Origin of the sequence: Faecalibacterium sp. Marseille-Q3530 (assembly GCF_017377625.1) — a bacterium.
In the GTDB taxonomy this organism is placed as follows: Bacteria; Bacillota; Clostridia; order Oscillospirales; family Ruminococcaceae; genus Faecalibacterium; species Faecalibacterium prausnitzii_E.
The window spans coordinates 31,993-57,424 of sequence record NZ_JAFREH010000013.1; the positions used below are offsets into that span (position 1 = coordinate 31,993).

24 protein-coding genes and 1 pseudogene are annotated in these 25,432 nt (G+C 56.0%); 9 read left to right on the forward strand and 16 right to left on the reverse strand.

Going from position 1 to position 25,432, the window contains the following annotated elements:
• Positions 1–5: 5 nt before the first annotated feature.
• Genes garR through J3350_RS10740 form a run of 4 tightly spaced genes read left to right on the forward strand, consistent with a single transcriptional unit; the run spans position 6 to position 3,937 of the window.
• Entirely contained in the window at positions 6–890 is an 885-nt protein-coding gene (garR, locus tag J3350_RS10725) for a 2-hydroxy-3-oxopropionate reductase (protein ID WP_097777495.1), read from the forward strand.
• Between the two features lie 16 nt (positions 891–906).
• On the forward strand, positions 907–1,809 hold the full coding sequence (locus tag J3350_RS10730; protein ID WP_370569313.1) for a dihydrodipicolinate synthase family protein: 903 nt from the start codon (positions 907–909) through the stop codon (positions 1,807–1,809).
• 24 nt (positions 1,810–1,833) lie between these two features.
• On the forward strand, positions 1,834–3,066 hold the full coding sequence (locus J3350_RS10735) for a glycerate kinase (RefSeq protein ID WP_207686603.1): 1,233 nt from the start codon (positions 1,834–1,836) through the stop codon (positions 3,064–3,066).
• A 22-nt stretch (positions 3,067–3,088) separates the two neighbouring features.
• Positions 3,089–3,937 carry a sugar phosphate isomerase/epimerase gene (locus J3350_RS10740; RefSeq protein ID WP_097777492.1) on the forward strand — a complete coding sequence of 283 codons (849 nt, stop codon included), beginning with the start codon at positions 3,089–3,091 and terminating at the stop codon, positions 3,935–3,937.
• 403 nt (positions 3,938–4,340) lie between these two features.
• On the opposite strand, the gene J3350_RS10745 is transcribed toward J3350_RS10740, so the two are convergent.
• Together J3350_RS10745 and J3350_RS10750 are read right to left on the reverse strand one after the other, a co-directional pair.
• Positions 4,341–5,141 carry an SDR family oxidoreductase gene (locus J3350_RS10745; protein WP_097777491.1) on the reverse strand — a complete coding sequence of 267 codons (801 nt, stop codon included), beginning with the start codon at positions 5,139–5,141 and terminating at the stop codon, positions 4,341–4,343.
• Between the two features lie 241 nt (positions 5,142–5,382).
• Positions 5,383–5,577: a DUF3873 family protein gene (locus J3350_RS10750; RefSeq protein ID WP_179859653.1), complete on the reverse strand. Its 195-nt coding sequence runs from the start codon at positions 5,575–5,577 to the stop codon at positions 5,383–5,385.
• A gap of 232 nt (positions 5,578–5,809) precedes the next feature.
• Here J3350_RS10750 and J3350_RS10755 point away from each other — a divergent pair, with 232 nt between their 5' ends.
• From J3350_RS10755 to J3350_RS10765, 3 genes are all read left to right on the forward strand, one after another.
• The gene (locus J3350_RS10755; RefSeq protein ID WP_207686604.1) at positions 5,810–6,142 is read left to right on the forward strand and encodes a helix-turn-helix domain-containing protein; all 333 of its coding nucleotides are present in this window, start codon (positions 5,810–5,812) and stop codon (positions 6,140–6,142) included.
• Between the two features lie 111 nt (positions 6,143–6,253).
• Entirely contained in the window at positions 6,254–6,766 is a 513-nt protein-coding gene (locus tag J3350_RS10760; protein WP_207686605.1) for a hypothetical protein, read from the forward strand.
• Between the two features lie 467 nt (positions 6,767–7,233).
• The gene (locus tag J3350_RS10765) at positions 7,234–8,571 is read left to right on the forward strand and encodes an FMN-binding protein (protein ID WP_207686606.1); all 1,338 of its coding nucleotides are present in this window, start codon (positions 7,234–7,236) and stop codon (positions 8,569–8,571) included.
• Positions 8,572–8,670: 99 nt separating this feature from the next.
• Here J3350_RS10765 and J3350_RS10770 read toward each other — a convergent pair whose 3' ends face one another.
• The 12 genes from J3350_RS10770 to J3350_RS10830 all read right to left on the reverse strand — a co-directional run bounded on the left by J3350_RS10770 (position 8,671) and on the right by J3350_RS10830 (position 22,037).
• Complete coding sequence (locus tag J3350_RS10770; protein ID WP_207686607.1) at positions 8,671–9,015, reverse strand: GGDEF domain-containing protein; 345 nt, start codon at positions 9,013–9,015, stop codon at positions 8,671–8,673.
• Position 9,016: 1 nt separating this feature from the next.
• Positions 9,017–9,631: a class I SAM-dependent methyltransferase gene (locus tag J3350_RS10775; RefSeq protein WP_156060487.1), complete on the reverse strand. Its 615-nt coding sequence runs from the start codon at positions 9,629–9,631 to the stop codon at positions 9,017–9,019.
• 351 nt (positions 9,632–9,982) lie between these two features.
• Positions 9,983–10,492, reverse strand: a complete 510-nt coding sequence (locus tag J3350_RS10785) for a ferritin (protein WP_242700260.1) — start codon at positions 10,490–10,492, stop codon at positions 9,983–9,985.
• Between the two features lie 568 nt (positions 10,493–11,060).
• Positions 11,061–11,990: a thioredoxin-disulfide reductase gene (trxB, locus tag J3350_RS10790; protein ID WP_207686609.1), complete on the reverse strand. Its 930-nt coding sequence runs from the start codon at positions 11,988–11,990 to the stop codon at positions 11,061–11,063.
• A gap of 14 nt (positions 11,991–12,004) precedes the next feature.
• Positions 12,005–12,328: a thioredoxin gene (gene trxA, locus J3350_RS10795; RefSeq protein WP_242700261.1), complete on the reverse strand. Its 324-nt coding sequence runs from the start codon at positions 12,326–12,328 to the stop codon at positions 12,005–12,007.
• Positions 12,329–12,489: 161 nt separating this feature from the next.
• Positions 12,490–13,671, reverse strand: a complete 1,182-nt coding sequence (locus J3350_RS10800) for an FprA family A-type flavoprotein (RefSeq protein ID WP_207686610.1) — start codon at positions 13,669–13,671, stop codon at positions 12,490–12,492.
• Positions 13,672–13,800: 129 nt separating this feature from the next.
• Positions 13,801–14,664: a nitroreductase family protein gene (locus J3350_RS10805; RefSeq protein WP_207686611.1), complete on the reverse strand. Its 864-nt coding sequence runs from the start codon at positions 14,662–14,664 to the stop codon at positions 13,801–13,803.
• 34 nt (positions 14,665–14,698) lie between these two features.
• Positions 14,699–15,742: a ribonucleotide-diphosphate reductase subunit beta gene (locus J3350_RS10810; RefSeq protein ID WP_005946381.1), complete on the reverse strand. Its 1,044-nt coding sequence runs from the start codon at positions 15,740–15,742 to the stop codon at positions 14,699–14,701.
• Positions 15,743–15,752: 10 nt separating this feature from the next.
• Positions 15,753–18,269, reverse strand: coding sequence for a ribonucleoside-diphosphate reductase subunit alpha (locus tag J3350_RS10815; RefSeq protein ID WP_165852639.1), 2,517 nt, complete (start codon positions 18,267–18,269; stop codon positions 15,753–15,755).
• A gap of 165 nt (positions 18,270–18,434) precedes the next feature.
• Positions 18,435–19,646, reverse strand: coding sequence for an FprA family A-type flavoprotein (locus tag J3350_RS10820; RefSeq protein ID WP_117506266.1), 1,212 nt, complete (start codon positions 19,644–19,646; stop codon positions 18,435–18,437).
• Between the two features lie 23 nt (positions 19,647–19,669).
• The gene (locus J3350_RS10825) at positions 19,670–21,583 is read right to left on the reverse strand and encodes an acyl-CoA dehydrogenase family protein (RefSeq protein WP_207686612.1); all 1,914 of its coding nucleotides are present in this window, start codon (positions 21,581–21,583) and stop codon (positions 19,670–19,672) included.
• Positions 21,584–21,605: 22 nt separating this feature from the next.
• Positions 21,606–22,037 carry an Rrf2 family transcriptional regulator gene (locus tag J3350_RS10830; protein WP_242700262.1) on the reverse strand — a complete coding sequence of 144 codons (432 nt, stop codon included), beginning with the start codon at positions 22,035–22,037 and terminating at the stop codon, positions 21,606–21,608.
• A gap of 479 nt (positions 22,038–22,516) precedes the next feature.
• Between J3350_RS10830 and J3350_RS10835 the strand changes: the two genes are divergently transcribed.
• Positions 22,517–23,596 (forward strand): GGDEF domain-containing protein, encoded by a 1,080-nt coding sequence (locus J3350_RS10835; RefSeq protein WP_207686614.1) that lies wholly within the window; start codon positions 22,517–22,519, stop codon positions 23,594–23,596.
• An 83-nt stretch (positions 23,597–23,679) separates the two neighbouring features.
• Positions 23,680–23,847 (forward strand): annotated as a pseudogene (locus J3350_RS14175) (hypothetical protein); the annotation flags it as partial.
• Between the two features lie 409 nt (positions 23,848–24,256).
• Here J3350_RS14175 and J3350_RS10840 read toward each other — a convergent pair.
• On the reverse strand, positions 24,257–24,631 hold the full coding sequence (locus J3350_RS10840) for a desulfoferrodoxin family protein (protein ID WP_207686615.1): 375 nt from the start codon (positions 24,629–24,631) through the stop codon (positions 24,257–24,259).
• Positions 24,632–24,651: 20 nt separating this feature from the next.
• Positions 24,652–25,194: a rubrerythrin gene (gene rbr, locus J3350_RS10845; RefSeq protein WP_158394941.1), complete on the reverse strand. Its 543-nt coding sequence runs from the start codon at positions 25,192–25,194 to the stop codon at positions 24,652–24,654.
• Positions 25,195–25,432 lie beyond the last annotated feature (238 nt).

Sequence of the window (25,432 nt, forward strand, 5' to 3'; positions counted from 1 at the left end):
CGATTATGAAAATCGGTTTTATTGGTCTGGGTATCATGGGCAAGCCCATGGCAAAGAATCTGCTGAAGGCAGGCTACACCGACCTGCTGGTGAACAACCGCAGTCAGGCTCCGGTGCAGGAGCTGGAGGCCGCCGGTGCAAAGGGCGCCACCCAGCAGGAGATCGGAGAGCAGTGTGATGTGGTCATCACCATGCTGCCTAACTCTCCGCAGGTCAAGGAAGTGATGCTGGGCGCAAACGGCGTGGCTTCCCACATGAAGCCCGGTGCAGTCTTTATCGACTGCTCTTCCATCAACCCGGTTGCTTCAAAAGAAATCTATGCCGAGCTGCAGAAGAAGGGCGTGGAGATGCTGGATGCTCCCGTCTCTGGCGGCGAGCCCAAGGCGATCGACGGAACCCTGAGCTTTATGGTAGGCGGCAAGCAGGAGATCTTTGACACCTACAAGCCGGTGCTGGACGCCATGGGCGCTTCCACCGTCCGCTGCGGCGAGGTAGGCGCAGGCAACACCACCAAGCTGGCAAACCAGATCATCGTGGCATGCAACATTCAGGCTCTTGCCGAGGCTCTGACTCTGGCACAGAAGGCAGGCGTGGATCCCGAGCTGGTGTTCCAGGCGATCAAGGGCGGTCTTGCCGGCTCTACCGTCATGAACGCAAAGGCTCCCATGATGATCGCAGGCAACGACAAGCCCGGCTTCAAGATCGACCTGCACATCAAGGACCTGAACAACGTTCTGGACTGCGCACACGCTGTGGGCGCTCCCGTGCCCATGACTGCCGAGGTGCAGGAGATCATGCAGTGGCTCCACAACCACGAGGGCGGTCAGAAGGACCACAGCGCCATTGCCCAGTACTACGAGTACCTGACCGGCATCCAGATCGGTCGCTGAGGATAAAGGAGCACAGATGATGAACACGGAATTTATGAAGGGCGTTGTGGTACCCATCCTCACGGTCATTGACGGTGAGGAGAAGATCGACGAAGCGGGAATGCGGGATCAGGTGGAGTATGTCATCCAGGGCGGCGTCTCCGGCATCCTTGCCTTTGGCTCCAACGGCGAATTCTACATGGTGGAAGAGGACGAGATGGAGCGTGGTCTGAAGATCATGGTCGATCAGTCCGCAGGTCGTGTGCCGGTGTACTTTGGCATCGGCGCCATCAGCACCAAAAAGTGCTGCCGTCTGGCACAGATGGCGGTCAAGAACGGCGCAGCTGCCGTCAGCGTGCTGCAGCCCATGTTCCTGAAGCCCACCTACGCCGAGCTGTATAATCACTTTAAGACCATTGCAGAAAGTGTTCCCGAAACGCCGGTTTTGTTGTATAATAATCCCGGGCGGGTGGGCTACACCCTCAGCGCACAGCTGGTGGAAGAGCTGGCACACACCGTGCCCAACATCGTGGGCATGAAGGATACCAGCGGCGACATCACCCAGACTTCCGAGTTCATCCGCCGCACCCAGGACGTGGAGTTCAAGGTCTTTGGCGGCAAGGATACCCTGCTGTACGCCAGCCTGTGCCACGGTGCCGTGGGCGGCGTGTGCACCGCAGCAAACTTTATGCCGGAGCTCATCACCGATGTGTACAATAAGTACGCCGCCGGTGATCTGGCAGGCAGTCTGGAGGCACAGTTCAAGCTGAACCCGGTGCGCCTGTCCATGGACGCTGCCAGCTTCCCCGTTGCCGCCAAGGATATGGCAAATCTCCGGGGACGCAAGGTAGGCGTGCCCTACCTGCCCACCCTGCCCACCCCGGAAGGGGCGGCAAAGCAGGGCTTTGTAAAGACTATGACCGAAGCCGGTCTGCTGTAAACCTGTGTAAAAGGAGGCTGCCCCATGAATCAGGCACTGCGTAAGGACGCCCAACAGATCCTTGCATCCAGCCTGCAGGCGGTGCTGCCGGACGAAGCGGTCCAGCGTGCCCTGCGGGACTTTGAACCCCACGGAGGTCGTGTTCTGCTGGTGGCTGCCGGTAAGGCAGCGTGGCAGATGGCGGCGGCTGCGGTGCGGACGCTGGGCAGGGTGGACGGCGGCGTGGTGGTGACCAAATACCACCACGTGAAGGGGGACATCCACGGGGTGGTCTGCTGCGAAGGCGGACACCCGGTGCCGGACGAAGGCAGCTTTGCCGCCACCCAGAAAGCACTGGAGCTGGTGCAGGACCTGACCGCTGCAGACGATGTGCTGTTCCTGCTGTCCGGCGGCGGCAGCGCCCTGTTTGAAAAGCCTCTGGTCCCCGGGGCAGAGCTGCAGGACATCACCGGGCAGCTGTTGGGGTGCGGGGCGGACATCGTGGAGATGAACACCATCCGCAAGCGTCTGTCTGCCGTCAAGGGCGGGCGGTTTGCCCGGCTGTGCGCTCCGGCACAGGTCTACAGCATCGTGCTCAGCGATATTCTGGGAGACCCGCTGGATATGATCGCCAGCGGTCCCGCCTGCCCGGACAGCAGCACCTGTGCCGATGCCCTGGCGATCGCAGAAAAATATCAGCTGAAGCTTTCCCCGGAGGCACGGGCACTGCTGGAGCAGGAGACCCCCAAGACGCTGGACAACGTCACCACCCGCATCACCGGCAGCGTCCGGGAGCTGTGCGCTGCCGCTGCAAAGGAGTGCAGCGCTCTGGGCTATGAGCCGGTCATGCTCACGGACCAGCTCTGCTGCGAGGCACGGGAGGCAGGCAGCTTTCTGGCAAGCATCCTGAAAAGCCATGCAGGGCAGGGCAGGAAACTTGCCTTTCTTGCAGGCGGTGAAACGGTGGTCCACCTGACCGGTAAGGGTCTGGGCGGACGGAATCAGGAGCTGGCTCTTGCCGCTGCCCCCGGCATTGCCGGGCTGGATGCAGCGGTGTTCTCCGTAGGCAGCGATGGCACCGATGGTCCCACCGATGCAGCCGGCGGCTATGTGGACGGAGAGTCCGCCGCCGCTCTTGCTGCAAAGGGGCTGGATGTGTTCGAGGTGCTGCAGAGCAACGATGCCTACCATGCACTGAAAGCAGTGGATGGTCTGCTGGTGACCGGACCTACCGGAACCAACGTGAACGATGTGGCAGTGGCACTGCTGCACGGCTGACAGGAAAAAGGAGGTACATCCCATGATCCAATTTGGTCTGCGTCTTCACGATGCGGAGAAGCTACCCATGGAGCAGCTGCTTCCGCTGGTAAAGGAAAAGGGGTTTACCTGCGCACACCTTGCCCTCAGCAAGGCAATGAAGGAGTATCCCTGCGGTCCCAGCGCCCTGACCCCGGGCTACGCACTGTATCTGCGCCATCTGTTTGAGAAAAACGGCATTGACGTGGCGGTGCTGGGCAACTATCTGAACCTTGCACATCCGAACCCTGATGCGGTAAAGGATATGCAGGAAAAGTACTACGCCCATATCCGGTTTGCTAGCCTGCTGGGTTGCGGTATGGTGGGCACCGAGACCGGTGCGCCTAATCCGGAGTACAAGTTCTGCCCCGAGTGCCGCAGTGACAAGGCTCTGATTACTTTTATCAAAAATCTGAAGCCGGTGGTACGCTGCGCCGAGCAATACGGAGTGACAGTAGCGATCGAGCCGGTGGCACGGCACATCGTTTACGATGCAAAGCGTGCCCGGCTGGTGCTGGATGAGATCGGCAGCCACAACCTGCAGATCCTTCTGGACCCCGTCAACATGCTGAGCATGGACAACGTGGACCGCCGGGAAGAGGTCTTTGCCGAGGCGATTGAGCTGCTGGGCAAGGACGTGGCAATGATCCACTTTAAGGATTTTCTCCGTCATGACGCCGACGGTCAGCTGAAGGCGTGCGGCGCAGGGCAGGGCGAGATGGAGGATTACTCCACCATCCTGCGTTTCGCAAAGCAGGAAAAGCCCTTCGTCTTTGCTACGCTGGAAAATACCACCCCGGAAAATGCCGTGGCGTGCCGTGAGTTCCTGCAGAAACAGTACGACAACTGCTGAAGGAGGATATGACCGGAGGGGGCTGTTGCACAAGCTCCAACAAAAAGACCAGAGTTATTTAGCCGAAAGGCTTTACAACTCTGGTCTTTTGCTTTGGGTAGCTTGAGCGAGCGACAACCACCAGCTCCGCTGGTGGAGCAAAAATGCTTTAGCTACAAGATTCGAGCAAAGCGAGATGACAAGAAAATCATCGTCTTAGAAGATGTACTTTATGACACTGAACGAGATGCAGGAACTGGTTCGGGCACAGAAAAATATAGAACGTTTTTTTGCAGAGGAAAAGGACACCACCGAGAAAAAACAGATCCGTTAAACAAATGACGCCGAGGATTCTTCCCGTTTTGGGAGGCATCCTCGGCGGATTTTTTAGTTTATGTAGCAGTTTTGTGGAGCAATGCGCCTGTTACCCGTATATTTTCCCTACGATCCTTCCTCGTGCTGCAGCAGGCAGGAGCTTACACAAAAGGCTCAGGAATTTATACTGTGCACCAGCAACATAAACGACTGCCGGGTTCTTTTTCTCCACAATACCGGCGATGTACCGCCCAATGCGTGCTGGGTCCATGCCGTTTTGCTCGTCATGCTCCATCTGACTGACACTCCGGGAGATACGCCCGCCGTATTCATCATCGCCGAGAATGCTTTTCTGGCGTGCCTTTGTGAATCCGGTGCAGATATCGCCCAGTTCTACGACGGTAACGTGGATGCCGTAGGGTTTGACTTCATTTGCCAGTGCATAAGAGTAAGAAGAAACGGCGGCTTTGCTTGCAGAGTAGAAGGTCTGAAACGGAATGTGTGCTACGGCAGCAACAGAGCTGATGTTCACAATATGCCCCTTCCCCTGATGGCGCAGGAAGGGGAGAACTGCTTTATTTACAGTGACTGTCCCGAAAAAGTTTACATCAAACTGCGCTTTGGCTTGTTCCATGGACGTAAACTCCACCGCACCGGAAATGCCAAAGCCTGCACAGTTGATCACTGCATCAATTTTGGTCTCTTTTTGGATGACCTGCTGCACAGCGGCGTTGACCGCATCTTCATCGGTCACATCGACAGACAGATGGGTGACACCCTCCATAGGGATATTCCTGCGGCTGAACTCATAGACGATGCAGCCATTCTCTTTCAGAGCGGATGCCGTGCACCGTCCGATGCCGGAGCTTCCTCCGGTAACAATGACGACCTTGTTGTTTTCTCCTGCCATGACTTTCCTCCTGAAAATGTTGAGCTGATTCGAGTATACCGCATCGCAAGACGACTGTCTATATTGATTCTCGCTGGGAAAGTCTTTTGTCGGTATAGACGGAACAGGTCGTTATGGAAGAAGAAAAGGCAGAAAAATGAAAACAGGATCCAGCTGGCGTAGTGTGATCTACGCTGGCTCCTTTGTTGTAGCGAACCACCGAGGAAATCTCTCGTTTGGGAAGGTATCCTCGACGGCTTTTTTAGTTTATGTAGCAGCGATCCTGCTTTACAAGCCAATCTTCACACAACCGCTGGGCTTCTTCCTTTGTGCAGCAGGTGCAGTTGAAAAGTCTGCCACGGAAAGAGCAGTAAGTGTAGTGTACTCTCGAGACTCCATTGACATCTCGAAAATTAACGCAGCGTTCCTCACCGGGCAGCAGATAGATCGTATCCACGTTCAGCAGCTCCTTTTACCTTCGTTCATGTGCCAAGAGGCACAACGTTTGCTATTGTACCATGTACCGTCCCCAAAGACCATTGCTTTTTTGACCAAAGATACGCACAAAAATTTTTCGTTTCAAAAGTGTCCAACTGGCGTTGAACAAACGCTATTAGATTGTGTATAACAAAAATTGCGACAGGTATGCTATTGGTGTGTAACAAACACAATTAGAATGTGAGGTCGCTATGAATACGCTTTTGGGTCAACGAATACGAGAACAGCGCAAGGAAAAAGGCTGGACGATCGAGCAGTTTGCAGAACGGGTCGATTTGTCAGCAAATTATGTTGGAGATTTAGAGCGCGGAGTAAAAATTCCCAAACTGGAAACCTTTATCCGAATCGTAGAGGTGTTGGACGTATCCGCAGACGTGCTGATCCGGGATTCCGTTCCATCCGCATCCCATGTGGCAGATGACGAACTGAGCAAAAAGTTGAGCCAGCTCACGCCGGGGCAAAAGAAAGCTGCCATTGACATCCTGAATGCTTACACCGACAATATCCCCTATATCACAAAATAACACCTATGTCAAGGAGCGCAGCAAACGTGCTGACGCTCTTTCTTTTTGCCCTCAAATAGTCTATAATCAACGCTATAAGCGTTAATATAACGCTAATAGTGAGTATTTGAGGTGAACGACATGACAATCCTACCCAGTATCGAAGAAGCAATGGAAGATGCCCGGAATGGAAAGCTGAGTCCGTATTGGCAGAATGATCTAAAACGCGAATGCCTGCACAAGGAGTTATCGGATGAAGAACGGCAGGCGCTTTCGGAACTGAATCGCATTTTGTCCGAGACTCCGCAATGGAGCGGCGAAGAAGAACTGTGTATCGAAATGGAGAACATCGGTGGCAGGGTTCGCTTCTGTCACTTTTGGAATGAGCACTACTCCATGGTGCAGTTGACGGAAGACCGTAACGGAAAATACTCCGCAGCCTACGTTCTGGATGCAGAAACCACCCCGGATGTGCGTAAGGTGGCGGCATTGCAGGCACAGAAAGAACTTGCGGACTGTATGCAGGTGTGGGGCGTTTCGTTTCTGGATGCGCCTGTTCCTGAACAGATGAAGTACGATTCTCTTGCAGAAGCCGCTTCTCACCTCATGCAAGTTTTGAACGACCCAGAGCACATCACCGGGTAAAAAGCGTCCCGAAGGGATGCGCAGCCTGCATTGGGAAATGCAGATCAAAGGGGCTTGGGGTGTTCCCCAACAAGCGTTTTGCAACGCAAAATAAGCAGTTGTATATACGTCTGCACTGCTTGCTGGTACAATGTCATCGATGAAACAAAAATAGTTTCATCAAAGACGGTTATATGGTTGTGCCGATTTCCAAAACATAGTAATATTGAAGTACTAACTGGGGCTGAAAGTGGCAAAACTGCTTGCTTGGTTTCCATTCAGGAATTACTAACAGCGTAGACCGTCCGTTCGCTTCGTATACCGTCAGCGTCACAAATTGACACCAATTTATCATTCTTCACGAAGTATGTGCTAAAATCTCTTGACAGCACCTCACAAAATATGTTATCTTTTGTAAACATCCTTGAAAAGATATGACATTTTCTGGGGACCGAACACAAACCGATTTTTCTCTGGAGGAAAGACCCATGAAACAGGAGATCATCCGCAAACTGAGCGCTGCCGTGGCCATGAGCCTCGTTGTTGGCGTCTCTCTGGCCGCCTGCGGCGGCGGCAGCAGCTCCACCGCCGCTGGTGTGACTAAGACCGGCTCTGCCGAAGGCTTTGGCGGTGCTGTCACCGCCACCCTGACCGTGGATGCCAACGGCACCGTTACCGACTGCGAGCTGGAAGGCGCACAGGAGACCGAGAGCATCGGCGGCGCTGCACTGGAAGAGCTGTCCAAGCAGGTCGTGGCCGCCAACGGCCCCGCCATCGACGGCGTTGCCGGTGCCACGGTGACCACCAAGGCCGTCCGGAAGGCCGTTGCCGCCGCACTGGGTGTGGAGCTGGCCGAAGAGGCCCCCGCCGACTCTGCTGCCGCAGCCCCCGCTGAGCCCGCCGCCATCGTCCCGGTGGAAGGCGGCATCCAGATCGGTCAGGCCTATGCTGCCGCCCACGGCACCAAGTGCTTCACCGAAGCGGTGGCTGTGGTGAAGGATGACGTCATCCTCGCCGCCTACCTCGACGATTTCCAGTTCACCAGCGCCGATGCAGGCGTGACCGCCGTGCCCAACTCCGACTCCGACTTTGCCGCAGGCTACGCCGAGGGCAAGGTGCTGATGTCCAAGCGGGCCAACGCTGATTATTACAGCAAGATGATGGCCGAAAAGGGTGGCTCCACGGTCGCTCTGGATGCAAACTTCGACGCCATCCAGAACTTTGCTGTCGGCAAGACCATCTCCGAGCTGGAAGATGTAGCCGCCAAGGGTGCCGAGGCTGTGGACGCCGTCTCCGGCGCAACGCTGGTGGATACCGCCGGTTATCTCTCCGCCATCGTGGATGCCGCCAAAAACGCCCAGACCACGCAGGCCGTGGAGTTCAACGGCAGCTCCGAGGACCTGAAGCTGAATGTGGTCTATGGGGCCGCACACGGCACCAAGTGCTTCACCTCCGGCGCTGTCGCCACCGCCGGGGACACCATCGTGCTGAGCTACATTGACGAGTTCCAGTTTGCCGGTTCGGACGCCGGGGTCGTCGGTGTGCCCAACTCCGATTCTGACTTCGGCGCAGGCTACGCCGAGGGCAAGGTGCTGATGTCCAAGCGGGTCAACGCCGATTACTACAGCAAGATGATGGCCGAAAAGGCTGGTTCCACCGTTTCGCTGGATGCCAACTACGACGCCATCCAGAACCACGTGAACGGCATGAGCATTGCCGACGCCGAGGCTCTGAGCAAAGATGAAAAGGCTGTGGACGCCGTTTCCGGTGCCACGCTGGTGGATACTGCCGGCTACGTTGGTGTGCTGGTGGATGCCGCAAAGTAAGGCAAGAAAAATAACGTTCCTCTGAACACAGCAGCGCCCGCCGGGAGATCTCCCGGCGGGCGCTGTTTATTGTATGCTATTGGATCCAGAACGGTCCGCCTAAACCGAGGGCCGCGCTGCGCGCTTCTGGCGTTCCTTTTCCCTGTACATCCGGTCGTCGGCTTCGCGGAGGAAGGCGGGCAGGTCTTCGACCGACGACTGCCAGAACGAGCCGATGGCTGCATCCACCTGATGGCAGACCAGTGCCGCCCGCAGAGCTTGCACCTGCTGTTCAAATTTTTCCTGCGTGACCGGGCAGCAGATGACCACGAACTCGTCCCCGCCAATGCGGCAGGCTTCACCGGGGAACACATCGTTCAGCGCATCAGCTGCACGGCAGATCAGGGCGTCGCCCGCCGCATGGCCGAAGCAGTCGTTGCAGCGCTTCAAGCCGTTGAGATCCATATCACACCTCCATTTTTACACACTCGGCATAGGTCAGCGGGAACGAAGCTTTCAGGACAGCGCTTTTCCGCACCGTCCAGCCGTTTTGCCGCAGGAAACGCAGGTATTCCTCGCTCGTCCATCTGCTGTGGAGAGGGAAGCCTGCCAGCTTCATGAAAAATGCCTTGACCTTGCCGGAAAACGAGTTTCCCGCGTGGGTGAAGGTCGGCGCGATGAGCACGCCGTCCTCTTTCAGCACCCGCTTGATTTCTTGTAGGGCTTTTTCCGGCTGCGGCACGATGTGCAGCGCATTGGACACGATCACCACATCAAAGGACTTATCCGCATAGGGAAGGCGGAACATATCCTGCACGGAAAAGTGCAGCTTGGCAGAGTGGTTATCACGCTTGGCCTCTGCAATCATCTCCGCGGAGGCATCCGTCGCCTCGATGTGCGCTGCCGCGTTCACAATGTGCTTTGCAATCAGTCCCGTGCCGGTCGCCAGCTCCAGCACCGTTTTGGCTTTCACCACCGGTCGGATCAGCTTATACATCTCTTCGTATGCCGCCCGATCCTTTCGCATAAAGCGGTCGTAACGACCGGCATTTTTGTCCCAGAAGGTCTTTCGTTCTTTCATAGCCGTTGCCCTTATCTCTTCTTTATTTTTTGCCGCATTGTGCCTCTCGGAAAGGATTCAAAGTGCCACTAAATTTTCCAGTGCAGGCATCTGTCCCGCCGCTCTCAGGCGTATTCCAGCAGTGCATTGCACGCCGGACAAAGCGCCTCGCCCCTTGTCCAATGCACGCCACAACAATACCGGCGCACCATGAGGGTAACGGTTTCGGTCTCCTTTTCCTTGTTCAAGTTCTGAAGTCCTTTCTGTTTTATACATAGTTAACCAACACTAACCATCTGGTGGAAGAAAAGGCAGGCCACCTGTATGTAGTCTGCCTTTTGCCTGATGCGAAATCCCGCAGACACGCGGGGCTTACAGCACCAGCGAGGGCGCGGTGTAGACCCGTGCCTTCAGCTCGCTGTTTAGCATATACAGCCCCTTGCTGTCACCGCCGAACAGATCCATCTTGGTAATGATGTCAGCGGCGTTCTTCTCCTCCTCACCCTGTTCCTTGATGAACCAGTCCAGCATCTGCATGGTGCGGAAGTCCCTGACCTCGTATGCGGCGGCGTAGATGGCATTGATGCTGGCGGTGACCAGCATCTCGTGTTCCAGTGCTCTTTTCAGCGGGGCCATGTGGTCGCCTCGTTCCCACTCCGGCTTTGCGATAGCCTCAAAGGTGACGCCCTCGCCGTTATTCTGCAAATACTGACAAAACAGCATGGCGTGATCCCGTTCCTCCTGCGCCTGTACCCGGTACCAGTTCTCAAAGCCGTCCAGTCCGACGGCGGCGTAGTAGTTGGCAAAGTCCAGATACAGATAGGCGGAGTAGAACTCCTTATTGATCTGCTCGTTGAGCAGAAGAGATACGTTAGCGTTCATGATACTTCTCCTCCATAAGATTGTCTTTTCCTGCTCCCGGCAGGGGGGCAGATATACCGTACCCAGAGCGATGCTGGGATGCTCCCTTTTCATCTCCAGGAACACCTGCTCCGCCTTAGGATGCTGCTGCAGCTCCGTTGCGGCGGCCAATATCTCCTCTGCGTATTTTGGCATACCGCCAACCCTCTAAATGCAAGAATGGGTCTTATTATTTTGCTTTTATTATACCTATATTTTTTTCTCTGTCAACAACCACAAAGGGCTTGTGCGCCAAAAGCTGCCTCGAAGCCGATTTTCTCAAATTATGTGACGCCGTCACAGTAAAACCGCTTGTCACGCGGTAATACTACGCATAAAAACACAGCCGCAGAGTACATCTGTGGCTGTGTTTTGTGTTCAGTTGCTCACTGTTGTGTGGACTGGATATGGAGAGACAACACATCTCCCGATCTTACATGGGTTATCTTATCTGCCATCACTCTGGCAGTTTGCCTTGCAGATATGTCGGCATTCCCGCGGCGGTCGTATCCGGCCTGACCTTAAACATGGCTTTTTGAATCTACCTCCCTTATCGGTTTTCCGCGATATATTTCTCCGCCATGTGAACTGCCACCGCGCCGTCCGCCACGGCGGTGACCACCTGACGGAGGGGCTTCGTCCGCACGTCGCCCACGGCGTAAACGCCGGGAATACTGGTTTCCGTGGTCTCTCCGGCCACGATATAGCCGCCGCCGTCCAGCTCCAGTTGACCCACCGCCAGCGCCGTGGCGGGCTGTCGGCCCACGCTGACAAATACGCCGTCGCAGTCCACCACGCTTTCCTCACCGGTGACGGTGTCCCGCAGGCGGACGCCGGTCAGCCTGTCCCCGGAAAGCAGCGCGGAAACGACGCTGTTCCAACGGAATTCCACGTTTTCGGCCTGTGCCAGCGGCTCGTGATAGATCTTGGTGGCCCGCAGGGTGTCTCTGCGGTGGACGAGGATCACTTTTTTCGCCACGCGGCTGAGAAGGAGGGCATCTGCCGCGGCGGAATTGCCGCCGCCCACCACGACCACCGTTTTGCCCTTGTAAAACATCCCGTCGCAGGCGGCGCAGTAGGCCACGCCTCGGCCCACCAGTTCCGACTCTCTGGCCACGCCCAGCGTTCTGGGGTTCGCACCGGTGGCCAGCACCACGTTTTTCCCCAGAAAGATCCCCTCGCTGGTCTCCACGAGCTTGGGAACCGCCGTCAGATCCATGCGGAGGACTTCTGCGTATTCGCTGCGTGCCCCGAAGCGCTCCGCCTGCTTTTGCATCTTCTCCGCCAGAGAGAAGCCGTCTATCCCGTCCTCAAAGCCAGGATAGTTGTCGATCTGCTCGGTCAGGGCCATCTGCCCTCCGGCGGACAGTTTTTCCAGCACGATGGTGTCCAGCCCCGCCCGTGCCGCGTACAGGGCGGCGGTGTAGCCGCCCGGTCCGCCCCCCACCACGAGCATATCATAAACATGATTGTTGTTCATATCTGAACCCTCCGTTATTTCGCCAAGGCTTCCTGAATGAAACGGTCGATTTCTGCCTTTGAGCCGGGCGCGGTGATGGAATCCACGGCCTTTCCGTGCCGGTACAGCACCAGAGTTGGGATGTCCTCGATCCCCTCGGCCCCCGCCAGCCGCGGCTCCTCGTCAATGTTGATCTTGCCGACGGCGAGGCTGTCCGCGTATTCCTCTCCGATCTTCTCATACGCGGGGCCGATCCTCCGGCAGTAGCCGCACCAGGGCGCCCAGAAATCCACCAAAACGGGCTTTTCCTCCCGGATCGCCTGCTCAAACTGCTCCTGATTCATGTTCATAGCTGCCATATCTGCCAGCTCCTTTCCTTTGTTTGGGTATTCTCAAGACTCCGGTCTCGCCCCACACCACATCGTGACCTCAACCTGAGATGACGGTACTCTGCCCTTGGGACATAAAGCAGATGAGTAAGACCATCATCTGTACGAGAATAGCTGCGGTTTGTTGCAGCTTATTCTGCGCAGAGCTCAGCCACCAGAGCGTCCATCTGCGCTTCGCTGGTTTGGTTCAATGCACCACGCAGAGACACTACCGTTTCGTAAAGGTGGATATCCTTCATCTCCTCCAATTTGGTGCGCATCAGCCGCGCGGCAGCAGGTGCCCAAGAGCCGTCTTCAATAAGGCCAACCCGGCGGTTTCGGAATCCCTTTGTCCGTAAATGTTCCAAAAACTCCCTCATGGGCGGAAACAGTCCTCCGTCATAGGTGGAGCTGGCTAAAACCAACTTCCCGCAGTAGAACGCACTGGCAACAGCGTAGGAAAGATCTGTCACAGTGAGATCACATATGTTGACCTGTACGCCTTTTTTCTCTAATTTACCCTTGAGGGTCTTCGCCGCATGGGCAGTATTTCCATGGATGGATGCGTGAGCGATCAGGATGCCCTCCGGTTCTTCCGGTTTCCATTGTGACCAGAGATCATAGAGCCGCAGGTACTCCCCCAAGTCTTCTGTGAGCATGGGGCCATGGAGCGGGCAGATCGTTTTGATCTCCAGCGCGGAGATTTTTTTCAGCAGCGCCTGCACCTGTGTGCCATACTTTCCGACGATGTTGTAATAATACCGCCGGGCCTGCGGCGCCCAGGGGGCACGGGCAGTCCGTTCCAGTGAACCGAAGCGGCCGAAAGCATCTGCCGAGAACAGGATCTTTTCCTCCTCTTCATACGCTGCCATCACCTCCGGCCAGTGTACCATCGGTGCCAGCAGAAAGCGCAGCCGGTGCAAGCCCAAGGAAAGCGTATCTCTTTCGCCAACCTCCAGCATACGATCTTCCGACAATGCACCTGTGCCGAAGAACTGCTTGATCAGGGTAAATGTTTTCGCGTTTCCCACGATCTTCATCTCCGGGTACTTTTGTGCCAGCCGCATGAGGCTGCCGGAATGATCCGGCTCCATGTGTGTGACCACAAGATAGTCGGGGTTGCGCCCCTCCAACACCTGCGCTACATTGGAAAGCCATTCCTCCGCCGCCCGTGCGTCCACGCTGTCCATCACGGCGATTTTCTCGTCCAGAATGACATGGGAGTTGTAGCTCACTCCCATAGGCTGGACGGGGTACTGGTTTTCAAAGAGTGCCAATGTGTTATCATCCACCCCTACATAGCGGATGGCATCTGTTACCGTTTGGATAGCCATATAAAATATACCTCCTATTTTCCTTACTCAGACTCTGACTGATAGGTTCTTCTTTTCTAACGAAACATACGCTCAACCGCGGATCGACGGTCGCGCATTTTACCGTTGCCTTGCTTCCCCCCAGAGTCGTTACATGTGGTACACCGCAGCGGGGCGAAGTCCTTCCGGCAGGCCGTCGGGCGCAGCAGGTGAAAGTTCCCAGCGTACCTGCCCCGCCCACTGGGAGGCGACGGCGGAGAAGTGGAGCATGACAATACCGAGATCCAATGCGGCATCCAAATTATCGGTGTAGGCATCCTCCTGCTGCACCAAATAGATGCTGTGATCCTGCACAAGGAAGCCATAGGGCTGACGGTTGAGATAGCTGGGGGAGAGCGAAGCGGCGTAGAAGGACTGCCAGAGCATATCGTCGTAGAAGTCCATCATCTCGTCAAGCCCAGACTTGTTGCTCCAGCTCCCCATGTGAACCAAATCGTGCACGCCCTTTTTGGGCGCGTAGTACTGCTGCTCGGCCCGCACATCGATCTGAGACATACTTAGGATATTCAGCCGCAGCTTTTTTGCGGTCTTTTCCCCGTAGCCAAAGGCAACGATTGCCGCCACCTCTAACGGGGTGGCGAGAGACAGTGCCTTTTTGATTTTGTCGCTGTCGGTGAAGGTCATCCAGCAGGTGTCGATGTCCAACTCAGTCAGCTTGAGGACGAGATCTTCCATCATGTAGCCGGCGTTGATGGCCGCATAGGAATGCGGGGCAGACATAAGGAGCAGGTAATGCGGTGCTCCGATGAGAAATTGATTATAGCCCGCTGAGCTCTCCAGCGCCGGCTGTGCATCCTTGTCCAAGACGATCAACTCCGTTGCAATCTCCGGGACAAGACGGGGGCAGGTCTTTTCATAGTAGGATCGGAGCTGGCCGATAGCCTCGCTCGGAACTTCCTTTTCGCGGAATGCGTGAACGGATCTGCGATTTTGAATCATAGCGCTGTAATTCATAGTAATATCTCCTATTCTGATGTCTTTGGTTTTCTTATAAATCGTCTATCAGTGCGGTGCTCTTGGCGTAGGCGGTACTGCGTGCCTCAAAGAAATCGGTCTTGACCATGTTGGCGTCGGCGTACTGGCTGACCCATTCCATGCTCTCCGGTTCGCTCTCAAAGCCTGGATACAATGCGGGATAGCCAAGGCTGGTCCAGCGGAGGTTGCCGAGATAGCGGATGTAATCGCTGATCATCTGCCGGTTCAGCCCCGGGATGTCGTCGCCGATTACATAATGCCCCCATGCGATCTCCTGCTCCACGCCCTCACGCATCATCTCGCGCAGCGCTTGTACGCTCTCGGCGGTGAACAACTCCGGCTGCTCCTTTTGCAGCTCCGTGATGATATTGCGGAACAGCCACAAGTGCGTGTTCTCATCGCGGTTTATGTAGCGAATCTCCTGCGCCGAGCCGGGCATCTTCCCGTTTCGGGAGAGATTGTAGAAGAACATAAAGCCGCTGTAAAAATAGATGCCCTCCAAAATATAGTTTGCCATCATCACGCGCAGCAGCGTGGGAGCGTCCTTCCGCTCCTGAAACTCGTTGTAGCAGTCCCCAATGAAGGTGTTGCGGCGCAGCAGATGCTCGTCCGTTTTCCATTGGTAGAGGATGTCATTGCGCTCCACGGGGGAACAGATGGTGTCGAGCATATAGCTGTAGCTCTGTGAGTGGACACACTCCTGAAACGCCTGAATGGACAGGCAGAGATTGACCTCGTTGGCGGTAATGTAGGCGCCGATATTAGGCAGGTTCGCTGTCTGAATGGAATCCAAAAAGACAAGAAAACTCAGAATTTTATCGTAGGCGCTGCGCTCGGCTGACAGCAGGCGGGGATAGTCCTTCACATCCTGCGAGAGATTGATCTCCTCAGGGATCCAAAAGTTGTTCATGGCCTGCCGGTACCAGTCGCTGACCCAAGCGTACTTCATATTGTTGAAGTCATTGAGGTTAGTGGTATTGCCGCCGATCATGCGCCGCAGGCGCACATCAGGGTCGCCCTCCGGGTTAAAGAGGGGCTTTTTCTTCAGTTCTGTCATGCTATCCTCCTTATGACGAGCAGCTTTCGCAGGCCTCGACCTCAAGGGCCTTGCTGCGGACATAGTAAATGGTCTTGACGCCGGCCCTCCACGCCTCCAAATACAGTCTGAGCACCTGACGCATGGAATAGTCGTTGGTGATATAGAGATTCATGCTCTGCGCCTGGTCAATATGTCTCTGGCGAAGGCCCGCGGCGCGTACCGACCAGCTTTGGTCGATCAGATGCGCTGCCTTATAGTACCACCATGTGTCCATAGAAAGCTCCGGAGCAACGCGGGGCAGCATGCTGCCCTTTTTTTCCTCTAAAAAGAATTTCTTCATAATTGGATCTATGCCCGCCGACGTGCCGGAGAGGATAGATGTGCTGGAGGTCGGTGCGACCGCCAGCAGATAGGCGTTGCGCATTCCCTGCACCGCCACCGTTTTCGCAAGCGCCCGCCACTTTTCGGAGGTATAACCCCGCTTTTCAAAATACGCGCCCGTCTGCCAGTCGCTGCCCTCAAAGAGCGCGTAACGACCCTTTTCCCGTGCCAGAGCTGTGTCCGCCTTGACAGCGGCGTAGTTGATGAGCTCGAACACTGCGTCGGTGAAGGCAAGGTGCTCATCGCTCTCCCAGTGGATGCCGCGCTTTGCCAGCATGTGGTGGTAGCCGCTGACGCCCAGGCCGATGCTGCGGTACTTCTGATTGGTAAGCCGCGCGTATTCCAACGGGTAGAAGTTGAGGTCAATCACATTATCCAGTGCGCGGATGGCCGTTTCCACCGTGCGTTCCATATAGGCCTCGTCCTCCACCGGCAGATTACCGAGAGACAGACTCGCCAGATTGCAGACCACAAACTCACCTGGGCGTGTGGCCGTCACCACAATTGTGTCGCCGTTCTCCGTGTGCACCTCAGTGCTGATGTGCTCGATGGGTGCCATGTTCTGCGCGATCTCCGTACAGAGATTGGAGCAATAGATCATTCCCGTGTGGCCGTTTGGGTTCATATGATTTACACTGTCGCGATTGAAAGCGAAGGGTGTGCCGGTCTCCACTGCCGAGCGAAGCACCAGCCGCACGATGTCCTTGACGGTGACGCTGCGCTTTTCGATGCGCGGGTCATTGACGCAGTCCAGATACCGCTTCTCCCATTCTGTACCCCAGTAATCCTCCAGTGCGTAGCCCTTGACCGTGAGGATCTCATGCGGACACATGAGATGCCACGGCGCGTCTATGTTCTCCTCCGCCAGTCGCCAGAATAGATCCGGATAGCACACGGCGGGAAACACATCATGTGCCTTCATGCGGTCGTCGCCGTTGTTGGTGCGCAGTTGAAGGAATTCCGGCAGATCCCGGTGCCATGCGTCTAAGTAAACCGCCACAGCGCCCTGCCGCATCCCCAACTGATCCACCGCCACGGCGGTGTCGTTGACCAGCCGGATCCAGCGGATAACACCGCCCGCCGCCCCTTGAAAGCCGCGGATGGTGCTGCCTGCAGCGCGCACCTTACCGAAGTACATCCCCATTCCACCGCCGAATTTAGAGACCTTTGCGAAGTTGTCCAGCGAGCGGTAGATGCCGTCCAGACTGTCCGGCACAGTGTCCACAAAGCAGCTTGAAAGCTGATGGTAGGGCTTTCGTGCGTTGGACATGGTAGGTGTCGCCATCGTGACCTCCATACGGCTGAGCATATCGTAAAAGCGTTTTACCCACCCCATGCGGTCAGAGCCTTCGTTCATAGCAAGATGCAGCGCGATACCCAAAAACATCTCCTGCGGTGTTTCCAGCGGCACGCGGCTGCGTGACTGGATCACATAGCGTTTGAGCAGCAGGTCAAGGCCGGAGTAGGTGAACAGCTCGTCCCGTTCCGGGCAGAGAAAGTCCTCCGCCATGGCAATCTCCTCGTGGGTATAGTGGGCAAGGATATAGTCACCGTAGAGTCCCTTATCCGTCAGATAGCGAAGCTTGCCATAGAGGTCGCAGACGCCGCGCCCCTCCCATTCCTGTGCGTTGCGACAGCGAAAGGAGTGGTTCAGAAGCCGCGCCGCGATGAACTCCCACTTGGGTGCCTCTGCCGTAGTCAGCTCTACCGCCGCCTTGGTCAGTGCCTCAGCCCGCTCATCCTCCGTCATGCCCAGGCGACAGAAACTCTCAAACTTCATTTGAAGCGCCGCGAGGGAGTAGACTTCCTCGGTAAAATCCATCTGGATGCGGCGCAGCACCTCGTCAAGCGAGTCATCCCCCACCGTCCGCGCGATGGTATGCCGGACACGGCGCAGCGCAGACCGCTTTTCGCGGTAGAGGATGTACGCCTTGGCCACCTCATAGTGTCCGCGCTCCATGAGCGTTCGCTCCACCTCGTCCTGCACACGTTCTACGGTGAGCGGCACTGTGACGGAGAGATTGTTGAGAACGGTGGCGAGGATCTCATCCATCTCTCTGCTCCCGATCTCCTTGCCCTGTCCGTCAAACGCCTTTTTCATGGCGTTGAAAATTTTCTCCTGTTGAAAGGGAACAGACTCCCCGTTTCGTTTTCTGATCTCCATTTCGATCCTCTCATCTTCTCCGGTCACTTCTCATGTCCTTTTGAGCAAAGAGCGGGCAAGCGCAGTATCACGCTTGCCCGCTCTGTTTTTGAAAGCCGGTTTTTCTGCAGCCGACGCGGCGGGGTTGTTTGTTGTTTGTTGTCTTGGTTTTGGCTTCCCTGCCAGTTACTTCATAGATTCCAGAATGGCGTCCGCCAGTGCTTCCAGCTCAGTGCGCTTGTCCGTGCCCATGGACGAAGCGAGGCTGAGCCGCTCGTTGAGCACCGTCATGTTCTTAAGCTCATCGTTGACAAATTTCTGCATGAGGTCACCGGACTTCACCGCCCATGAGCCGTTTTCAATGATGGCAAAGGTGCGATTTTGCAGATTCAGTGCCTTCATATCCATGAGGAAGTCATGCATGGCGGGGTAGATGCCGAGGTTGTAGGTCACAGAGGCCAGGACAATGTGACTGTACTTAAACGCCTCGGAGATCAGCTGGGAGACATGAGTGGAGGACACATCGTACATCGCCACCTTGCTCATGCCCTTATCGCAGAGCGACGTCGCCAGCGCCTGCGCCGCGTTCTCCGTGTTGCCGTACATAGAGGCGTAGACGATGAGCACGCCCTGGGTCTCAGGGGCATAGCGGCTCCATGTGTCGTACTTTTCGATGAACCAGCCCAGATCCTTGCGCCACACGGGGCCGTGGAGCGGGCAGATGTACTTGATCTGATCCAAAACGCCGCCGGCCTTTTTCAGCAGGAGCTGGATGTGGGGGCCGTACTTGCCCACGATGTTGGTAAGGTAGCGGCGGGCGTCGTCCAGCCAGTCCCGCTCGAAGTCCACCTCGTCGGCGAACAGCTTGCCGTCCAGCGCGCCGAAGGTGCCGAAGGCGTCGGCGGAAAAGAGGACGCCGTCGGTGACGTCGAGGGTCACCATGGCCTCCGGCCAGTGAACCATAGGCGCGCCCACAAAGGTGACGGTGTGCTTGCCGAAGGAGAAGGTGTCGCCCTCCTTCACCTCGATGCACTCATGTCCGTCCACATGGAAGCCGAACTGCCGCATGAGCATGAATGCCTTCTCGTTGGAGATCAGTTTCACCTTGGGATGGCGCAGCAGGATCTCCTCGATGCAGGCGGCGTGATCCGGCTCCAGATGGTTGACCAGCAGGTAGTCCAGCTCGCGGCCATCCAGCACATACGCCAGATTTTCCAAAAGCTGGCGGCAGGCAGACCAGTCCACCGTGTCAAAGAGCACCGTCTTTTCATCCAGCAGGCAGTAGGCGTTGTAGCTTACGCCCCGGGGAATGGGAAAGCAGTTTTCAAACAGGGCCAGGCGATGGTCGTTGGCGCCCACCCAGTAGAGGTCGTTCGTTACTTTACGCACGCAATACATCTTATCTTGCCTCCTTCACGGCCTCAAGCCTTTACAAATTGATCCTTCGTCTCCGCGCACTCGGGACACACCCACTCGGCGGGAAGCTGCTCAAAGAGCGTACCGGGCGCGATCTCGCCGTCCTCGTCGCCCAACTCCGGCACATACTCGTAGCCGCAGCCGCTGCAGACGTAGCGGTCGCCGATGGGGGCGGGCTTCGGCGGCGTGGGCCGCTTCATCTTTACCATGGGCGGCGCGGGCAGCTTTTCGCCGCTATCCAGCGCGGCAGTGAGCAGGGGAAGGATCTCCTCCACATCGCCCACGATGCCGTAGTCGCAGTTCTTGAAGATAGGCGCGTTACCGTTCTTATTGATGGCCACGATGGTGGAGGCATCCTTGATGCCCTTAAGGTGCTGGGATGCGCCGGAGATGCCGCAGGCGATGTACAGATTGCCGGTGAACTTCTGACCGGACATACCCACATAGCGGTTCAGCGGCAGATATTTGAGAGTCTCCGCCACAGGACGGGAAGAACCGATGGCCGCACCGGCGGCCTTGGCCAGCGACTCTACCAGTTTCATGTTCTTTTTCTCCCCGATGCCCTTGCCCGCGGAGACCACCCGCTCCGCCTGCGGGATGGGCGTATCCATAGGGATGCCCACGGAGAAGTCGTGACCATCCTTCTTCAGCGCCGCCACAAGGTCGGCCACCTGCTGGGCAGCATCCCCCTCCCGGAAGATGGTCTTTTTGCGAATGCCGGTGATGGGCGCGGGTTTCTTGGCCGCCGAACGGCTCTCGCCGCCGGAGCTCTTGCCCAGCCTGCCCAACAGATGAGAGGCGATGACCACCCGCTGGATCTCGTTAGTGCCCTCGTAGAGGGTGGTGATCTTGGCGTCGCGGTAGGCCCGTTCCACCTCCATGCCCTTGAGGTAGCCGCTGCCGCCGTGGATCTGCAAGGCATCGTTGGTGACCTCCAGCGCGATGTCCGAGGCGTACATCTTCGCCATGGCGGACTCCATGCCGTAAGGCGCGTGCTGCTCCTTCAGCTCCGCCGCGGAGTAGATGAGGAGCCGGGCGCAGCGCAGCTTGGTTGCCATATCTGCCAGCTTGAAGGCGATGCTCTGCTGGGCCGCGATGGGCTTGCCGAACTGGACGCGCTCCTTGGAATAGCTCAACGCGTGCTCAAACGCGCCCTGGGCGATGCCCAGCGCCTGCGCGGCGATGCCGATGCGTCCGCCGTCCAGCGTGGACATGGCAATCTTGAAGCCCTCGCCCTCCTTGCCCAATAGGTTTTCCTTGGGAACCTTCACGTTGTTGAAGATCAGCTCCGCCGTGGAGGAGGAGCGAATACCCATCTTGTCATAGTGGTCGCCGAACTCAAAGCCCTTCCAGCCCTTCTCCACGATGAAAGCGGAGATGCCCCGGGTGCCGATGTCCGGCGTGGTGACGGCGAAAACCACATAGGTGTCCGCCTTAGGGGCGTTGGTAATGAAGATCTTGCCGCCGTTGAGGAGGTAGTAGTCCCCCTTATCCAGCGCCGTGGTCTCCGTGCCGCCGGCGTCGGATCCGGCGTTGGTCTCCGTAAGGCCGAAGGCGCCGATCTTCTCGCCCTTGGCCAGCGGAACCAGATATTTCTTCTTCTGCTCCTCGGTGCCATAGGCGAAAATGGGCCATGAGCCGAGGGAGACGTGGGCGGAGAGGATTACGCCCGTGCCGCCGTCCACACGGGCCAGTTCCTCCACCGCGATGGCGTAGCTCAGGGCATCAAGACCGGCACCGCCGTACTCCTTGGGGTAGGGAATGCCCATCCAGCCCAGCTTACCCAGCTTCTTGACAGCCTCCTCGGGAAACTCGTTGTTCTGATCCATTAAAAATGCGAGGGGCTTGATCTCCTCCTCCGCAAAACTCCGGATCTTCGCGCGCAGCTCTTCGTGCGCCGCCGTGGTTTGAAACAACATATGGGTACCTCCTTTTAAAATTTTACAGCTTGCTTGTATCTTGGGAATCTGATCCGCCGGTCAGCAGCCTGCGCAGGCTCACGGCACGGAACGCCTCGTCCTGCTTTTGCTGCAAGGCCGCCAGTTGACAGTGGATGGCGCACCGCCCATGCTTGTCCTGCCAGCGGCATTTATATCCCGGCTCCATGCAGGCGCACAGGATGCCCCGCTCCCCCACGACCCCCATGAGATCGTAGAGGGAGGTCGCGTCCAGATCGCAGGACAGCGCGCAGCCGCCGAGAGCGCCGCGGCTCACCCGCACCAAATTGCCGGCGGAGAGCTTGCGCAGAATCTGGTAGGCAAACTGATTGGGGATCAATTCCGTTTCCGACATCTCGGCCACCGAATGCTTCTCCCCGTCCAGCAGCACCCGCAAAATGCGCAGCGCGTAGTCCGTCTCTTTGGTGATGATCATGCTCCACATCCTCTTTTCGCTTGCTTGTTAATACTATCATATCAATCTTGATAAATTTTGTCAAGATTATTTCAAAAAAAATATTGCTTTCATACAGACCGCCCCAGCCCGGGTCAACTTCGCTTTCCATTCAGCGAAAAGCCATGTTCCTTACAATTATAGAAGCCGAAAAAGCTGTGCCGTGGCAGTCCGCCGAAAGCAGAAAAGACTATGCCTGAAAACCAGAAAGCGGAGAAATTGGTTGGGGCTCGCAGGGGTCGCCCATCCAAGGCGGATGAGGCGATCCCTGACAAGCCTAAGCCATCCAACCGAAACAAGCAATAAAGTGCGTGCTTTTCATTTTATTCATGCCGATCATTCTTGGGAGACAGTAGAAAAATTTCCATTGTTATTGACATGATGTGCGTTACAGAGTAAAGTATTCATCAAGACTGATTCGCAATAAAGAATATCATGGTCGTTCCGTGATCGAGGTCGTTATGATAAAAGGAAATGTAAAAATAGATCGCAAAAATCTCATCAGCATCCTGCAAAGCTGCCTTGTGCTGATTTTGGTGATCCTTGTCGCTCTGATGATGGTCGAGATCGGCAACCTGAAGGGCACGGCCCGTGTCATCAATTATGCCGGGCTGGTGCGCGGAGCCACGCAGCGGGCGGTAAAGCTGGAGATCACAGGCACCCGAAACGATGAGTTGATCGCGTATTTAGACGATATTTTAAGCGATCTGACATCCGGGGATGGGCACTACGAATTGGTAAAGCTCAAGGACGCGGCCTATCAGGAAAGGCTGGACATCCAGCGTGCCTACTGGGAGCGGCTCAAGGCGGAGGTCGCGGCGGCCAGACAGCGTGGATATGAGAACACCCAAATCGTTGCCATGAGCGAGACCTATTTTGAAATGGCGGACGAAACGGTGTCTGCCGCGGAACATTATTCAGAACAGATCGCCATGAAGATCCGCACTATTGAGATCCTCTCGGCACTGGATATGCTGTGCCTGGTGATCCTGATCATGCTCCAGACCGCCATGGCACTGAAAATGGCCCGGAAAAACCAACTGCTGGAGCAGAAGGCATACATCGACATCCATACCGGCCTGCCCAACAAAGGCTCCTGCGAGGAGCTTCTCAACAACAGGGAAATTCTCCGGGAGCCTACGGCCTGCGTCATATTTGACCTGAACAATCTGAAAACCGTCAACGATACGAGGGGTCATTCGGCGGGTGACCAACTGATCCTGAGCTTTGCCCGGCTTTTACGCCGGGTGATCCCGGAAAAGCATTTCGTGGGCAGATACGGCGGCGACGAATTTATGGCGGTCATTTACCATACGGACCGGCAGGAGGTGGAGGGCATACTGGACAGTCTGCGCAGGGAAGCCGATGCTGCAAACCGTGACGGCAATCAGCTTCCTCTCAGCTACGCCTACGGTTGGGCGATCTCCACCGATTATGAAGGCTGCGTCATGCAAATGCTGCTGAACAAGGCCGACTATTGCATGTACGAAAATAAGCGAGCCTACTACGCCACCCACGACCGGAGAGCGCCCAGGTCATAAGGCTCTTTTCAAACGAAAAACAGCAAGAACGAATTCGTCGCCACTATTGCGAAAAAAGCCTGGTCTGACGAAGAAAGGACAGGGAGGCGGCACTGAACGTCCACGTCGCAGTTGTGATGGAGGAACTGAAGGCTGGTGGCAGCGTGCAGTTCATCAGCTTCGTTAGCTTTGAGGTGAAGGGGTGCGCTGCCCGATCTGCCGGTTCGATGGTTTGCTGTACAGAAAACTTCCCAGCAGGTACTCTACGATGAACGCTGGGGCGAGGGGCGGACGACTATCTTCTTTGCTGCACAACTGCACCATTTTCTCATACACGGACGATAGATCCAGCACTGCCTCACATTTCCGGAGGATGGTCTCCTGCTGCATTAGATACTCGATTAATCTGCCAAGCTGATCTGGACATTGCTGTAACGATACATAGCTGCCCTCCAGGTACAAGGTTTTTGCTGGATTTTTGCCAGTTCTCTTGCTCCAATTATACAACAGATTGGCCTCTATGGATTGAAATATAAGGCTTTTTCTTTTATTCAGTGCATATTAAGTTAGGATGTGCAGTAGATGCTCCATTTTACCGCAGGACAAAGTCTTTTTCTGTGACAAGGTTACATTGATAAAAAAATCCGGTGCTTTTGGAGCACCGGATTTTAAGAAGGTGAATTACGCTTTCCACAGACTGTGGAGGTTGCAGTAGGCGTAGACCGCCTCGACCTCATCGCCCTCACAGAGAGCGAAGCAGACCTCCGGCTTTTCGCCGGGATGCAGTTCCTTACGCTGATTGCCCTGCTTGGTCTGGAGAGATACCCATTCGATGTAGTGCTCCGGCAGCATGGGGTGCTCCACGGAGCCGACCTTGACATGGACGATGCCGTTTTCCACTGTCCAGACAGGGACGTGCTTCTCCACGGCGGCGTCGGTGGTGCCGGGAACGATCTCTCTCATCGGCTCGCCGCAGCAGACGACAGGGACGCCTGCGTCCTTAACTTTGGCAATGATGTTACCGCAATGCTTGCAAATGTAAAACTTCTGCTCCATGATAATTCTCCTTTTTTTCTTTAATAGTTTTCTGCGTGAATTTCAAAATAGCTCTGGGGATGGTTGCAGGTGGGGCAAACCTCCGGGGCCTTCTCGCCCACGACGATGTGACCGCAGTTGCGGCACTCCCACACCTTGACCTCGCTCTTGGCGAAGACCTCCGCCATCTCCACATTGTGCAGCAGGGCACGGTAGCGCTCCTCGTGGTGCTTTTCAATGGCGGCGACCAGGCGGAAACGCTGGGCCAGCGCATGGAAACCTTCCTCATCGGCTGTTTTGGCAAAGCCGTCGTACATATCCGTCCACTCGTAGTTCTCACCCTCAGCGGCGGAGAGAAGGTTTTCTGCGGTGTCGCCAATGCCGTTCAGTTCTTTGAACCACAGCTTGGCGTGTTCCTTCTCATTATCAGCGGTTTTGAGGAACAGTGCCGCGATCTGCTCAAAGCCTTCCTTCTTGGCCTTGGATGCAAAATAGGTGTACTTGTTGCGTGCCTCGGACTCACCGGCAAAGGCAGCCATCAGGTTTTTTTCGGTTTGAGTTCCTGCGTATTTCGTTTCTTTCATGGTGGATACTCCTTCCTGCTTTTCTGCTTTTATTGTAGCAAATCTATGATTTTCTTCTGTGACGAAGTAACATTCCTTGCATGGGAGCGTTCCTACCTTTGTATTCGGTATATTCCGATTGTAGCACTTTGAGCAGAAAAAAGCAATTTTTTTCAAAAGCTGCTACATTTTCCGTCCTTATATGTGTGCCGGCTGATATTCGGAGTCGAATGCTACATGTGAGCCTTGTTCGTAATGC